Origin of the sequence: Lysinibacillus sp. NPDC097279 (assembly GCF_044761745.1) — a bacterium.
Lineage (GTDB): Bacteria > Bacillota > Bacilli > Bacillales_A > Planococcaceae > Lysinibacillus.
Genome location: NZ_JBIWDA010000001.1, coordinates 210235 through 225057, shown reverse-complemented (window position 1 = coordinate 225057; position 14823 = coordinate 210235). Strand labels below are relative to the sequence as shown.

The following is a 14823-nucleotide window of genomic DNA, read 5'->3' as shown; positions in this document are numbered from 1 at the left end:
GTCTTTTTTTATTATAGGTATCCATCAGCATATTCCTTGTTGCGTTGATAAGCGCAGGGCGGGCGACTCCTGATGAGAACGTACAAAACGTAAGACGCGGGCATTTCGCGTTAGCGACGGTTACGGCGTACGTTTATGCCCGCGGAAAGCGCCCGCCCGTAGCGGAAATCAACCGCAGAAGTCTTCTATATTATTTTATAAAAGAAGGATTAGCTATTGGATTCTTAGTCATCAATATTTATTTATTAAAGTGCTTAGTTGATTGGAGCGCAGGGCGGGCGACTCCTGCGGGAATGCACAAAACGTAAGACGCAGGCATTTCGCGTTAGCGAGGGTTACGGCTTACGTTTGTGCCCGCGGAAAGCGCCCGCCCGTAGCGGAAATCAACCTATGTAGTTATCTATAGAAAGCTACTATTCGTGAATCTCTTCTGCTAAATTAAACTCATCATGTAATGCGTTTGCAGCGCGAATCATTTCGTCCTGTGGGACAACAACAGAAACTTTAATTTCAGAAGTACTGACCATTTTCACTGCAATTTCTTCTCGACGTAAGCGATCAAACATTCGTGCTGCAACACCTGGATTTGACGCCATGCCTGATCCAATAATCGAAACTTTTGCTAGTCCAATTTCAAAATCTGCAAAGCTAAAACCAAGTGACAATTTACTATCCTCTAGTACACGTAAAGCATCAGCGAACTCTTCTTTTAAAATGGTAAATGATACAGATGGTCTCACACCTTCAATAATAGCCTGCACAATAATATCAACATTAATGCGATTCTCTGCTAGGATAGCAAACATATCTGCTAACGATGCAGTAGAGTATGTATCATAACCGATAGTTAGGCGAATGATATCAGACTCATAAGCAACACCACGTACGATTAAATTTTTCTCCATTTCAACTTCCTCCTTCAATAAAGTACCTGCTGTATCTTCTACACTTGAACGAATAATGACAGGCATTTGAAACTTTTTAGCAAGCTCCACTGCCCGTGGATGTAAAATATGCGAACCTAAATGGGACAGTTCAAGCATTTCATCATATGAAATCTCCTTTAGCTTTCTTGCTTTTTTTATAAACCGAGGATCTGCTGTATAAACACCATCTACATTTGTATAAATGTCCACACGTTCCGCTTCTAATGCAGCTGCAATGGCTACTGCCGTTGTTTCGGCTCCACCTTTACCAAGCGTTGTAATATTATTCGCACTAGAAATGCCCTGCTCTCCCGCAACAACGACAATTTGTCCTTGTATCAAATGTTCTTTCATACGGCACACATCGATATGGTCGATACGTGCATGAAAATGTTTCCCATCTGTTTGCACACCAGCCTGCCAGCCAGTCAAAGATACTGCATCATAGCCCGCCTCCTGTAAAGCAATTGCAAAAAGGGCACTTGCGAGTTGTGAACTCGTCGAAAGTAGTACATCCATTTCACGTTTAGAAGCATCGTCTGATATATCACGTACCATCTTTGCTAAGTCTTTTGCTGTGCGTCCCATCGCAGCTGTCACTACTACAACATCATAGCCAAGCTCTTTTTTGGCTATCGCTATTTTAGCGACCTCTTGAATTTGCTCGGTTGAAGCGATTGCTGGTCCGCCAAACTTTAATACAATACTCGCCATTATTATCATTCTCCTTTAATCGATTCGTCTCTAGAACAGCAAAAAGGCAGCCTTCACATAACGTGAAAGCTGCCTGCAACATGTACAATAAAAAGCTTGCGCATGTGTGATAGCTCTCCGAAACGTCAAGATTCGACAGTCTTACATCTATTAAATGCAAAACCAGCAAAGTATCGGAAACAACGATACTTCACTTCGGCAAGCTCCCCTTTCACACACCATCATTGGATTTGTCCATCCTTCAATGTGCTACTATTGAATCTTGCACCTCTATCATCACTTAAAATAGTGAAATTATTCATTTTTACCTTTATGAAAATATATGCTCTGCCCACATATTCTTCATCTAAAGTGTAATAGAACATATCAGTTTTTCACTGCTTTGTTCTATCACAACCTTAGCACATGTCTAATCCTTTGACAACGTCTGTTGCTGAAAATAATTGTAAATACTGTTCGCTAAGTTCGCAGGTATTCCCGCTTCTTGAAGTGCAAACTCACTCGCTTCACGAATCTTTTTAACAGAGCCGAAGTGCTTCAATAATTGTTGCTTGCGTTTTGGCCCCACACCTTCAATGCCATCGAGAACAGATTGAATAGCATTTTTCTCATGCTGTTGACGTAAAAATGTAATCGCAAAACGGTGTACCTCGTCCTGAATACGCTGAAGTAAATAAAACCCGTCACTTGTCCGCTTTAATGCAATAACCTCAGGTGGATCACCAAATAAAAGCTGGGATGTATTATGTTTTTCATCTTTTGCTAAGCCAGCAATTGGGATAACAAGTCCAAGCTCGTCCTCTAACACTTCTCGCGCGACTTCCATCTGGCCTTTACCACCATCTATTAGAACTAAATCTGGCAATGGCAAGCCTTCTTTTAATACTCTTGTGTAACGGCGACGTATCACTTCTTGCATTGCTCCATAATCATCATGTTTTGCGGCAGTGCGTGTTTTATATTTACGATATTCCTTCTTAGCAGGCTTACCATCAATAAACACAACCATTGCTGATACTGCATCAGCACCATGCATATGACTATTATCAAAAGCTTCAATGCGAAGAGGTGCTGAAATTCCCATCGCTTCCCCGAGTGCCTCGCAAGCACCTATTGTGCGCTCTTCCTGTCGCTCAATTAGCTGGAATTTCGCCGCCACTGCAATTTCAGCATTTTTCATAGCTAAATCTACTAATTCTTTTTTTTGCCCTCGCTTCGGTGTTAGCACTTTTACCGCTAATAATTCCGTTAAAATTGCGGTATCTATCGACGGAGGAATAAAAATTTCCTTAGGCTTTATATGCTCAGGCTTTTCATAAAAGCGTCCGACAAATGTTAAAAATTCTTCTTCAACATCCTGATAAATCGGGAAAATGGAAACATCTCGTTCAATCAACTTACCTTGACGAACGAAAAATACTTGAACACACATCCAACCCTTTTCAACTGCATAACCGAATACATCGCGGTTCGTTGTATCACTGGACACAATTTTTTGCTTTTGCATAACCGTTTCTATATGTGCAATTTGATCGCGGAACTCCTTCGCTCGCTCAAACTCTAGTTGCTCAGCGGCAGCTAACATTTTCTGTTCAAGCTCTTTTTTTACTGATTCCACGCCACCATTTAAAAACTTCGTCATATCTTCAATCATATCGTGATATACTTGTGCATCAATTTCTTTTACACACGGTGCTAAGCATTGTCCCATATGGTAATACAAGCAAACTTTTGATGGTAATTGTACACATTTACGTAGCGGATAGAGTCTATCGAGCAACTTTTTTGTTTCACTTGCTGCATACGCATTGGGATAAGGACCAAAGTATTTTGCTTTATCTTTTTTTACTTTACGTGTTGTAATAAGCCGTGGATATTTTTCGTTTGTAATTTTAATATACGGATACGTTTTATCATCTGTTAGCATGATATTGTATTTAGGATCGTGTAGCTTAATAAGGTTTAACTCTAGAATGAGTGCCTCTAAATTCGAAGAAGTCACAATGTACTCAAAATCCTCAATCTCACCAACAAGGCGCTGTGTTTTCCCTTCATGTGTTCCTGTAAAATACGAGCGCACTCGGTTTTTAAGTACCTTTGCCTTACCTACATAAATAATTGTCCCTTGTCGATCCTTCATCAAATAGCAGCCAGGCTGATCTGGTAAAATATCAAGCTTACGTTTAATTAAATCATTCATCGCCTACCTGCCCCCCTTTTTTGATGCCTATCTAATAATCGCCATTTCGTTTCATTCTCTTTTGTCTTTCATCGTAAATCGCACAAAAAAGATATTACAACAAAATAAGAAAATTTATTAATAAACGAGCGTTTATTGAAATTCCTCTATCTATTATATAACGAAAAAAAGCCAAGCACATCTAAAGATGGCTCAGCTCTTTATTTTACAAATTAAGCATGTTTTGCGATGAAAGCTTCTAATGCTTCTTTAGGTTGGAAACCAACAGTTTTATCTACTAATTCACCGTTTTTGAATAAAAGCAATGAAGGGATAGACATGATTTGGTATTGTGCTGCAGTACCTTGGTTGTTATCCACATCTACTTTTACGATTTTAGCTGCACTACCTGCAGCATCCATTTCTTCAAGAACTGGTCCGATCATTTTACATGGTCCACACCAAGCAGCCCAAAAGTCGACTAATACTAAGCCTTCTTTAATATCATCTTGAAACGTTGCATCTGTTGCATGTACAATTGCCATTTGAAATCCTCCTTAAATCTTACTATGGTTGTAGTATAGCATGGATAAAATAGCTTGAGCGAACAATCTGCCTGCAATGTATATTTTATGAAAAACATGTCGGATACATAAATGACACCATTTAATTTCCTTGATGTCGGCCTTTAAATACATACGTTAATGTAATAAAAATGTAAATTGCTAAAGTGATGCCTGTCACGATAATGGATGTTGTAAAAATAATCCCAATGAGTATCGCACTTAACGCAATTATGGCTATCCAAGTTGTATAAGGAAACCATTTCACTTCATAGGCGCTTGTGTTTTGTGATTGTTTTTTTCGTGATTTCAAATGGGCAATCGCAATAATTAACCAAATAAATAATACTGTATAGCCAAGCGATCCCATTAAGAAATCAAACGTCTTGCTTCCAGCATATAAAGAAAAGATAACACCTAAGTATAAAGCTGCGGTACACATTAAAATGGCATATACAGGAACTTTTCGTTTAGATAAATGCGCAAAGATTTTTGGAACACGACCGTCTACCGCTTGTGTATACAGTACGCGAGATGAACCATAAAGCCCTGAATTCATGGAAGAAATAATAGCTAGTAAAACAACAGCATTCATAATATGGTCTGCCCCTGGAATTCCAATCATTTTAAATACCATAACAAATGGACTTTCAGGTACCCCATTTACTTCATTCCAAGGAATTAAACTAACGATAATAAAGAAAGGAAGAAGGTAGAATGTAACAATACGCACTAATGTACTGCGAACAGCTTTTGGTACTACTTTTTCAGGATTTTTCGTTTCAGCTAATGTTATCCCAATGATTTCTGTACCACCATACGAATAAATGACGACAAGCATTGCAGCGATTAACCCCGTTGATCCGTTAGGGAAAAAGCCTCCGTGTTCAGTTAAGTTTGCAAAGCCAACTGCTGTATGATTACCAAACGTACCAAACAATAAAATAAGCCCTGCAATAATAAATACAATAATTACAGTAATTTTAATCATCGCTAGCCAGTATTCAGTTTCCGCAAATAGTTTTACGGATAACAGGTTAATAGCTGTCACTAATATAGAAACAGATAGAGCAAGTATCCAAATCGGATATTGAGGTAGCCAATATTGAATAAAAATAGCAGCAACTACTGATTCTGCTGTAATATTTAAAACCCACATTTTCCAATAGATCCAATCAAGGAAATATGCAGGGTATTTGCCTAATACGGATTCAACTAAATCCCTAAATGTTCTTGCCTCTTTATTTCGAACAGCCATCTCGGCTAAGCCTTGCATGACAAATAATAAAATAATGCCTCCCACTAAATACGCAATAAGCACAGACGGCCCTGCCATATCAATGGCTGCACTACTTCCTTTAAATAACCCAGCACCGATGGCACCACCTAACGCCATCATTGTAATATGGCGTGAGGTCATAGTTCGTTTTAATTGTTGATTGTTGTTTTCCACTTTCTTACCTCCTAAAATCAAAAAAGGCATATCGTCTGTTCCTTCATCATCAAATGAAAGAAGAGACGATATGCCATAAGCTACCGCGGTACCACTCTAATTGGTTCATTATGAACCCAACTTAAAAACCTTATAACGAAGGTTAATCGTCAAACAAATAGAATAATCTGATAACTCTATTTATTTTACCACTCCTAGGCAAGTTCAAAGTCTTATTGGACTGCGTTGCACCACCCCGCAGCTCTCTTTACCGAATAATGAGCTTTTACTACTCCTAATCTTTGCGTTTCAAAACAATATGATTGAAAAATTAATGATTATTCACCACTATAATGTCTCTTGTTAGTTATGTCAATATTTTATTTTACAATAATTTTCACATAATACAACTCGCGAGATACAACCATAAAAAAACAGGAAGGATTTATCCTTCCTGCATCAACTAATTATGCGTTTACTTTTAATGCTTTAAATTCTTCGATTAGAAGCGGAATCACTTCAAATAAATCGCCGACAATACCATAGTCAGCTACTTTGAAAATATTTGCTTCAGGATCTTTGTTGATCGCTACAATTACTTTAGAGTTTGACATACCTGCTAAATGTTGAATTGCACCTGAAATACCTGCTGCGATATAAAGGTCTGGTGTAACAACCTTCCCTGTTTGACCAATTTGTAAAGAATAATCACAGTACTCAGCATCACATGCACCACGAGATGCACCAACTGCACCGCCAAGTAAATCTGCTAATTCCTTTAATGGCTCAAAGCCTTCTTCTGATTTAACACCACGACCACCAGCTACAACGACTTTCGCTTCTGAAAGATCTACACCTTCTGAAGATTTACGTACAACCTCTTTAATAATTGAGCGTAAGTTTGTAATATCAACAGTGACAGAAGAAACATCACCTGATTTACCCGCAGCTTTTTCTAAAGGTGCAATATTATTTGGACGAATTGAAGCTAACACGATGCCCTCTTTTACTTTTACCTTCTCAAAAGCTTTACCTGAGTAGATTGGACGAATGAATACTACATCGTCACCAACACCTTCAATCGACGTGACGTCAGAAACAAGGCCTGCTTGTAATTTACTCGCAATTTTAGGAGATAAATCTTTACCATTTGCTGTATGACCGAATACAATGCCCGTTGGCTGTTCTTGCTCGATAACAGCTAATAAAGCTTGTCCATAGCCATCTGATGTATATTGTTTTAAATGTGGATGTTCCACAGTGATAACACGATCTGCACCATACTCAAATAATGGACCTGTTAATCCTGCAACTGCATCCCCTAAAAGTACGCCAACAACCTCGCCACCATCAGCGATTTGTTTTGCTGCTGCAATTGCCTCGAAAGATACATTACGTAAGCTTCCTTCACGAACTTCACCTAATACTAATACTTTTTTTGACATAGTATATTCCCTCCGTTACCCTTTAAGATTCGATTTGCGCTAACACTTAAACAACTTTCGCTTCTGAATGAAGTAGGTTGACTAGCTCTTTTGCTTGATCAGACAGCTCGCCTTCTAAAATACGGCCTGCTGCTTTTTGAGCTGGTAAGTAAATGTCGACTGTCTCTACTTTTACTTCAACATCATCTTCATCGATATCTAAATCATCTAATTCAAGCTCTGCAAGCGGTTTCTTCTTCGCTTTCATAATGCCTGGTAATGATGGGTAACGTGGCTCATTTAGACCTTGTTGAGCAGTTACTAAAAGTGGTAAAGATGTTTCAATCACTTCAGAATCACCCTCGATATCGCGCACGATTTTTGCAGTTGTGCCATCGATTTCAAGGTTTGTAATTGTTGTAACGTAGTTGATGCCTAATAAATCTGCAACACGTGGGCCTACTTGACCAGAACCACCGTCAATTGCCACATTTCCTGTTAAAATTAAATCAGCATCTTTATCTTTTAAGTATTCAGCTAAAATGTAAGCAGCTGCATTTTGATCTAATTCATCTAGATCATCTTCTGTATTAATAAGAACCGCTTCATCTGCACCCATTGCTAACGCAGTACGCAATTGTTTTTCTGCATCCTCGCCACCGATAGTCACAACTGTTACTTTACCACCAGCTGCATCACGAACTTGGATTGCCTCTTCAATTGCATACTCATCATAAGGATTAATAATGAATTCAGCGCCGTCCTCTTGGATTTTACCACCCGACACTACGATTTTTTCTTCTGTATCAAACGTACGTTTAATTAATGCAAAAATGTTCATATTTCATACCCCCTGCAACGTTTTTTAAATTCCCAAGTAAACTTGTAAATATTATATATTTTCAGTCTAGATAAACTCCCCTTAAGTGGTTAACTATACTGATGGAAAACTATTTGCCAGTAAACACAGGCTCGCGTTTTTCAATAAATGCTTGAATTCCTTCTTTCGCATCTTCTGATACAAATACTGTACCAAATGATTTAGCCTCTGCTTGAACACCCTCATAAAATGAAGCATGTTTCGCATATTGCAATGCTTGGATTGCTTCTTTTAATGCAATTGGGCTCTTCTTCGCAATTTTTTTCGCTACCTTTAGTGTTTCCTCAAATAATACTTCATCTGTAAAAGCACGGTTTGCTAGTCCCCATTGCACTGCTTCTGTACCTGTAACAGGATCGCTTGTAAACATCATTTCTGCTGCTTTTGCTACCCCTACATAGCGTGGTAAACGTTGTGTGCCACCGAATCCTGGAATAAGTCCTAGTTGTAGTTCAGGCAATCCTAATTTCGCAGATTCCGTTACAAAACGCATATGACAGCTCATAGCTAGTTCTAGACCACCGCCAAGTGCGGCACCATGAATTGCGGCGATGACAGGCTTAGGGAACGACTCAACACGTTCAAAGACTTGTTGACCATTGCCTGCAAGTTTTGTAAACTCTTCCCCTGAATTAACTTCTGTAAATTCCTTAATGTCTGCACCTGCTGAGAAGAAACGGCCTTCACCATGAAGTACAAGGACACGTACTGCGTCATCGTTTTCTACAGCATCTAGTACAGCATTGACTTCAGCAATGATTCCGCGAGATAATGCGTTTGCTGGTGGACGTGCAATCGTAATAATTGCAACCCCATCTTCTACTTTCCAACTTAGAAATTCCATTTCTCCACATCCTTTTAAGCTTTAATGCCGTTCAGGATCAATGCCTGAACTTTCGGAACCTGTTCTATCAAATCATATCGATAGTCATTCATAACCCAAGACGTAATGGTTTCGTCAATTGTTCCAAATACCATTTGTCGCGCTAAGCGAACATCCATCGTTTGATTGAACTCACCTGAAACCATACCTTCAATTAGAATCTGATCAAGTAGTTGTAAATAATCTCTTAATACACCATTGATCTTCTGTCGTAAATCTTTATTTGATTGGCGAAGCTCTAATTGTGTAACGGTCGCAAGTGATCGATCTGTAGCTAGAACACTAAAATGATTTTCAATCATTCGTGAAAGTTTGTCTTTCGACGTACTTCCATTTTCTATTATATCTTGTAATGACTCTACAAAAACAGCCATTTTTTCATTAAAGACAGAAATTAATATATCTTCTTTATTTTTAAAATATAAATAGATTGTTCCGTCGGCTACTCCAGCTTGTTTAGCAATCTTCGATACTTGCGCTTGGTGATAACCATTTTCTGCAATAACGAAGACAGCTGCATCAATAATTTGCTTATATTTCGGCTTATCTCGCTTCATTTTTAAATCACCACCTACAAAAACATACGCACACCTTATTATTTTTGTCACACATTAGACTTATCGTTAAGCAAATGATTTGCCTATTTATATGACACTTTGTAATTCTTTTAACACTGAAATTTCGAAACAAAATTTTGAGCCGATTCTTCATGATTTACATGGCGTGGTTTTCAAGAAACAAAAAATATGAAAATATGAATGGTTATTCATTCATATTTTCATATTATATTTTACATTCGCGCTTGTCAATACTTTACCACGTAGTTATTTTGCTTCTTTATTCGCCATTTTTGTTTTTTCTTCCTCTACTAAAGTACGGCGTAAAATTTTTCCGACTGCTGTTTTTGGTAACTCGTCACGGAATTCATAATAGCGCGGTACTTTAAAAGCAGCTAAGTGTTGACGGCAATATTTATTTAATTCGTCTTCCGTAATCGAATATCCTTCTTTTACAACAATATAAGCTTTTACTGTTTCCCCTCGATACGGATCAGGGATACCTGCAACTACACATTCTTGAATTTCTTCACGCTCATATAATACTTCTTCGACTTCACGAGGGTAAATATTAAAGCCACCCGCTATAATTAAATCTTTCTTTCGGTCAACTACATAGAAGTAACCTTTTTCATCCATATAGCCTAAATCACCTGTTAAGAACCAACCATCTGCAAACGTTGCTGCCGTATCTTCAGGACGATTCCAATAGCCCTTCATAACTTGCGGGCCTTTTACAGCAATTTCGCCCACTTCACCAACGGCAAGCTGTTCTGTATCACCTGTACGTAATATGACAGAATCAGTATTTGGCCACGGTAAACCTACTGAACCTATAACACGGTTACCCCAAATTGGTGTTGCGTGCGTTACTGGAGAAGTTTCGGTTAACCCGTAACCTTCTACTAGTTTCCCACCTGTTACTGCCTCAAATTGCTCCTGTACTTCTACAGGCAGCGAAGCCGAACCACTTAGACATGCTTTAATAGACGATAAATCATATTTCGCAATATCTGGATGATTTAATAAACCAATATACAATGTCGGTGCACCAGGAAACAATGTTGGCTTTTGCTTATCAATCGTTTTCAAAGCTGTTTCAGCATCAAACTTCGGTAATAATACCATTCTATTTTGAGTGAAAACAGAAAGCAACATGACAGTTGTCATTCCATAAACATGGAAAAATGGAAGCACACCCATTATCGTTTCCTCACCATGGACACATTTATACATCCAAGCGTCACACATTGTCGTATTGGCAATTAAGTTTTTATGCGTTAGCATAACACCTTTCGGATACCCTGTCGTCCCGCCTGTATACTGAAGTAATGCAAGATCTTCTTCAAAATCAAATGGCATTTCAATCATTTTTACAGGTGAGGACTTCATAATTTCTGTAAATAAATGATTTTGTCCACTATGCTCAACTTTCACACTAAAGCCATACTGCTTTTTTTGGATAAATGGATATACTAAGTTTTTTGGGAATGGTAAGTAGTCTTTGATTGCGGTTACAATGACATTTTCAAGAGCCGTTTCTTTCATGATTTTCATCACACGCGGATATAAAATATCCATGACTAAAATGACCTTCGCACCTGAATCCATCAATTGATATTGCAATTCACGTTCAGTGTAAAGTGGATTTGTCTGTACTACGACCGCTCCAGCATACATCGCCCCATAGTAAGCGATTACACTTTGTGGCGTATTTGGTAACATAATTGCCACACGGTCTCCCTTTTCTACACCAAGTGCTTGTAAATAGTTCGCGAACTTAAGTGCAGACTCATATAACTCGGTGTACGTTAAATCCTTACCCATAAAATGAATGGCCACTTTAGATGGTTTCTTTTGATAGGCACGTGTCAAAAACTCTTGCACAGGAATTTCCTCAAACGTTAAAGACGGTGGTACTTCTTCAGGATAATTTGCTAGCCATGGTTTTGCTGTCATACGTCCTCTCCCCTTTGTCCCAAACTTTGTAAATTCTTAATTTAATTATAATGAAAAAGAAATGTACTTTCAAACACAAAATAGAAAATAAATGTATTTTCGATTAATTATTATGCATTTAACAACATTTATATAACTACCACATAAAGGGTTTTTAGTCGCCTCTCCTTATGAATGCTCATTCATTGTTTCATTTTTTATTCCATTCATGCGCTTGCTATTCCTATATTTAAAAAATAATTTTATAAAAATTTTTCTATCATCTTGTAAAGAAAATAGACTTCCTCTATTAGCGATTGACGATTTTCTATACAAAAAAGCTTTAGAAAAACTTGAAAGTTCAAGTTTCTCTAAAGCTAGACACTTCCTCACATTATGGAGGCTACATTATAAAATTATACGGTCAACATATAGTAAATACCGACTGCCAAAAATGCGATGCAGACTATGATTAGAACTTTCGCTAATTTTTCCATCTCAGTACACTCCTATGCAATACTTGCCCCAATAACGAACGATAGTCCGACTGAAATCGTAAAGGAAATAAAGCCTACTGAGCGATTGTCATTGGCAATTTCCTGATCCACGTTAAAACGGGGTGTCATAAATTCAAATAAGAAATACGCCACGATGAGTAACGTAAAGCCAAATAGTCCCCAACCAATCATTTCACTCAGCGTACTATGACGTGCAATCGAATAACGGAAAATATTGCAAATCCCTAATATTTTACCGCCAGTTGCAAGCGCCACAGCTACATTACCATTTTTTATTTCTTCCCAGTTTTTATATTTCGTAACGACTTCGAACAATGCCATCGAGACGACTAAACATAACACAACAACACTAAAATATCCTGCCGTTTCGATAATTGGATATCGCCAAAAGCTAGAATTTAGCATTTTCTCCGTCCCCTTTACAGCTTATTTCAATTCCACAACCGTAACGCCAAATCCACCTTCGCCTGCTTCTCCAAAACGGAAGGACTTCACCCGTTTGTGTTTTTTCAGGTAACTTTGTATGCCCTGACGCAATGCTCCTGTCCCAACACCGTGAATAATCGACACGCGACCATAGTTTGAAAGCAGCGCATCATCTATATATTTTTCAGTGCGAATAATCGCATCCTCGTAGCGCTCCCCACGTAAATCTAATTCTAATTTCACATGGCTATCTCGATTTTTCACACCAGAAACACGTTGAACAGGCTCTTTCTCTGGTTTAATGTATTCTATATCTGTATCGGCAATTTTCATTTTTAAAATGCCCATTTGGACAACCCATTCAGCATCAGAGACTTTTTCAAGTAAAGTTCCTCGTTGTCCATAGCTTAACACCTTTACCTCATCACCGACAACCAAGTTTTGCGCACGCGCCTTCACTTGCGCTGCTTTTTTCAATACTTTGTTATGCTCAAGGGGTGTCGCCTCTTCTAAACGTTTACGCGCCTCAATTAACTCATGTTCTTTTACTACTTGATCGGCATTTTTGCGCATTTCACGAAGCTCGGTAATAATGGTTTCTGCTTCTCTTTTTGCATCTTCCACAATTTTACGTGCTTTTTCTTTCGCTTTTTTATCGAGTGCTTCTTTGCGCTCATCATATGCTTGCAGCTTATCTTGTAGCTCTTTACGCAGTGCCTCAGACTCTAAAAGTAAATCATGCGAGCGCTCCGCATCGTCCTCTGATTGGCGTCTCGTTTCTTCTAAGGAAGCAATCATAGACTCCACCTCATGACGGTCCGTACCTGTGAAGCTTTTAGCACGATCGATAATGGAATCTGGTAAGCCAAGACGACTAGAAATTTCAAATGCATTAGAACGACCTGGTACACCAATAAGTAGGCGATATGTCGGACTTAATGTTTCGATATCAAATTCTACACTCGCATTAGCAACGCCAGGTCGATTGTAGCCATATGCTTTTAATTCAGGATAGTGTGTTGTTGCCATTACACGCGCACCACGTCCATGCACTTCATCCAAAATGGAAATAGCTAAGGCAGCACCTTCTTGAGGGTCTGTTCCTGCACCTAATTCATCAAATAACACCAATGATTCGTGATCGAATTGCTGTAAAATGTCGACGATGTTTACCATATGAGATGAAAATGTAGAAAGCGATTGTTCAATTGATTGTTCATCACCGATATCAGCAAAAAGCTGCTCAAATACCGCTAGCTCTGAACCATCTAATGCGGGCACTGGTAAGCCTGCCTGCGCCATTAACGTACAAAGACCAACTGTTTTTAACGTCACAGTCTTACCACCCGTATTTGGCCCTGTAATAACAATTGCTGTAATGTCTCTACCGAATTCGATGTCATTAGCAACTGCCGTTTCAATAGGTAAAAGTGGATGACGTGCTCTTACAAGTCGGATATACCCGTCCTTGTTCATCTTTGGCATCGTGCATTTATTGGCTTGGCCGTATTTACCTTTTGCTAAAATGACATCAATCTCACCTAATAGTTTCACTAAGTTAAATAAATCTGGTGCAACTTCCTCAACCATCGCACTTAAAGCAAGTAAAATACGATCAATTTCCGTTTGTTCTTTCATCTTAAGTCGATGTATTTCATTATTTGCTTGTACAACGGAATCTGGTTCGATAAATAACGTTTGGCCTGATGACGATTGATCGTGCACAATGCCACCGTAATGATGTCGATATTCTTGCTTAACTGGAATTACATAACGGTCGTTTCGAATCGTAACAATGGCATCTGAAAGCATTTTTGATGCATTGCTACCACGAGTTAGACTTTCTAGTCTCGAACGCACTTTAGCTTCTTCAGCACGTAAAGATTGACGAATAGAACGCAATGTTGGACTTGCTGAATCTAAAACAGCACCATTATCGTCAATACAGTTATTAATTTCATGTTGTAATCCTGTTAATACGGGCATCATTTCCTTTTTAGCAATGAAATGAGGAATTTCAATGATTTCTTCTGACTCTAAGTCCTCTAGGAAATTGCGCAAAATACGGCTAGCTCGAATCGTACTTGATACTTCCATTAATTCCATCGCTGAAAGCATCCCGCCGATTTGGGCACGTCTTGCAGCAGGTCGAACATCGAAAATACCACCCATTGGGACATTACCTTTTACACGCAAAATGGATAGCCCTTCATCCATCTCCTCTAGCAACTGAACTACTTTTTCATAGTCTGTTTGTGGTACAAGCTCATCAATAGCTGATTTGCCAATTGATGAAGTACAGTATGTAGCCACTTGTTGACGTACTTTATCATATTCTAGTGTTTTCAATGCGCGGTTTGCGATCACTGAGAACACCTCCTCA

11 protein-coding genes, 1 riboswitch and 1 other annotated feature are annotated in these 14823 nt (G+C 38.7%); all 11 genes read right to left on the bottom strand.

The features are described from left to right. Positions 1–413: 413 nt before the first annotated feature. Positions 414–1640, bottom strand: coding sequence for an aspartate kinase (locus ACIQ1H_RS00990; protein WP_402885807.1), 1227 nt, complete (start codon positions 1638–1640; stop codon positions 414–416). 102 nt (positions 1641–1742) lie between these two features. Continuing rightward, positions 1743–1921, bottom strand: a riboswitch (Lysine riboswitch). A gap of 128 nt (positions 1922–2049) precedes the next feature. Continuing rightward, entirely contained in the window at positions 2050–3840 is a 1791-nt protein-coding gene (uvrC, locus tag ACIQ1H_RS00985; protein ID WP_402885804.1) for an excinuclease ABC subunit UvrC, read from the bottom strand. Between the two features lie 212 nt (positions 3841–4052). Next, complete coding sequence (gene trxA, locus ACIQ1H_RS00980; protein ID WP_024363864.1) at positions 4053–4364, bottom strand: thioredoxin; 312 nt, start codon at positions 4362–4364, stop codon at positions 4053–4055. Between the two features lie 121 nt (positions 4365–4485). After that, positions 4486–5835 carry an amino acid permease gene (locus tag ACIQ1H_RS00975; protein WP_402885801.1) on the bottom strand — a complete coding sequence of 450 codons (1350 nt, stop codon included), beginning with the start codon at positions 5833–5835 and terminating at the stop codon, positions 4486–4488. A 58-nt stretch (positions 5836–5893) separates the two neighbouring features. Then, positions 5894–6126: a binding site (T-box leader), on the bottom strand. Positions 6127–6281: 155 nt separating this feature from the next. Continuing rightward, entirely contained in the window at positions 6282–7259 is a 978-nt protein-coding gene (locus ACIQ1H_RS00970) for an electron transfer flavoprotein subunit alpha/FixB family protein (RefSeq protein ID WP_402885798.1), read from the bottom strand. 46 nt (positions 7260–7305) lie between these two features. After that, positions 7306–8079 carry an electron transfer flavoprotein subunit beta/FixA family protein gene (locus ACIQ1H_RS00965; protein WP_172772352.1) on the bottom strand — a complete coding sequence of 258 codons (774 nt, stop codon included), beginning with the start codon at positions 8077–8079 and terminating at the stop codon, positions 7306–7308. 109 nt (positions 8080–8188) lie between these two features. Beyond that, positions 8189–8962, bottom strand: coding sequence for an enoyl-CoA hydratase (locus tag ACIQ1H_RS00960; protein ID WP_402885794.1), 774 nt, complete (start codon positions 8960–8962; stop codon positions 8189–8191). A 14-nt stretch (positions 8963–8976) separates the two neighbouring features. Then, the gene (locus ACIQ1H_RS00955; RefSeq protein WP_172772354.1) at positions 8977–9558 is read right to left on the bottom strand and encodes a fatty acid metabolism transcriptional regulator FadR; all 582 of its coding nucleotides are present in this window, start codon (positions 9556–9558) and stop codon (positions 8977–8979) included. Positions 9559–9825: 267 nt separating this feature from the next. Next, the gene (locus ACIQ1H_RS00950) at positions 9826–11517 is read right to left on the bottom strand and encodes an AMP-binding protein (protein ID WP_402885792.1); all 1692 of its coding nucleotides are present in this window, start codon (positions 11515–11517) and stop codon (positions 9826–9828) included. A gap of 488 nt (positions 11518–12005) precedes the next feature. Beyond that, the gene (locus ACIQ1H_RS00945) at positions 12006–12419 is read right to left on the bottom strand and encodes a DUF350 domain-containing protein (protein WP_010860124.1); all 414 of its coding nucleotides are present in this window, start codon (positions 12417–12419) and stop codon (positions 12006–12008) included. Positions 12420–12440: 21 nt separating this feature from the next. Continuing rightward, positions 12441–14807 carry an endonuclease MutS2 gene (locus ACIQ1H_RS00940; RefSeq protein ID WP_402885790.1) on the bottom strand — a complete coding sequence of 789 codons (2367 nt, stop codon included), beginning with the start codon at positions 14805–14807 and terminating at the stop codon, positions 12441–12443. Positions 14808–14823 lie beyond the last annotated feature (16 nt).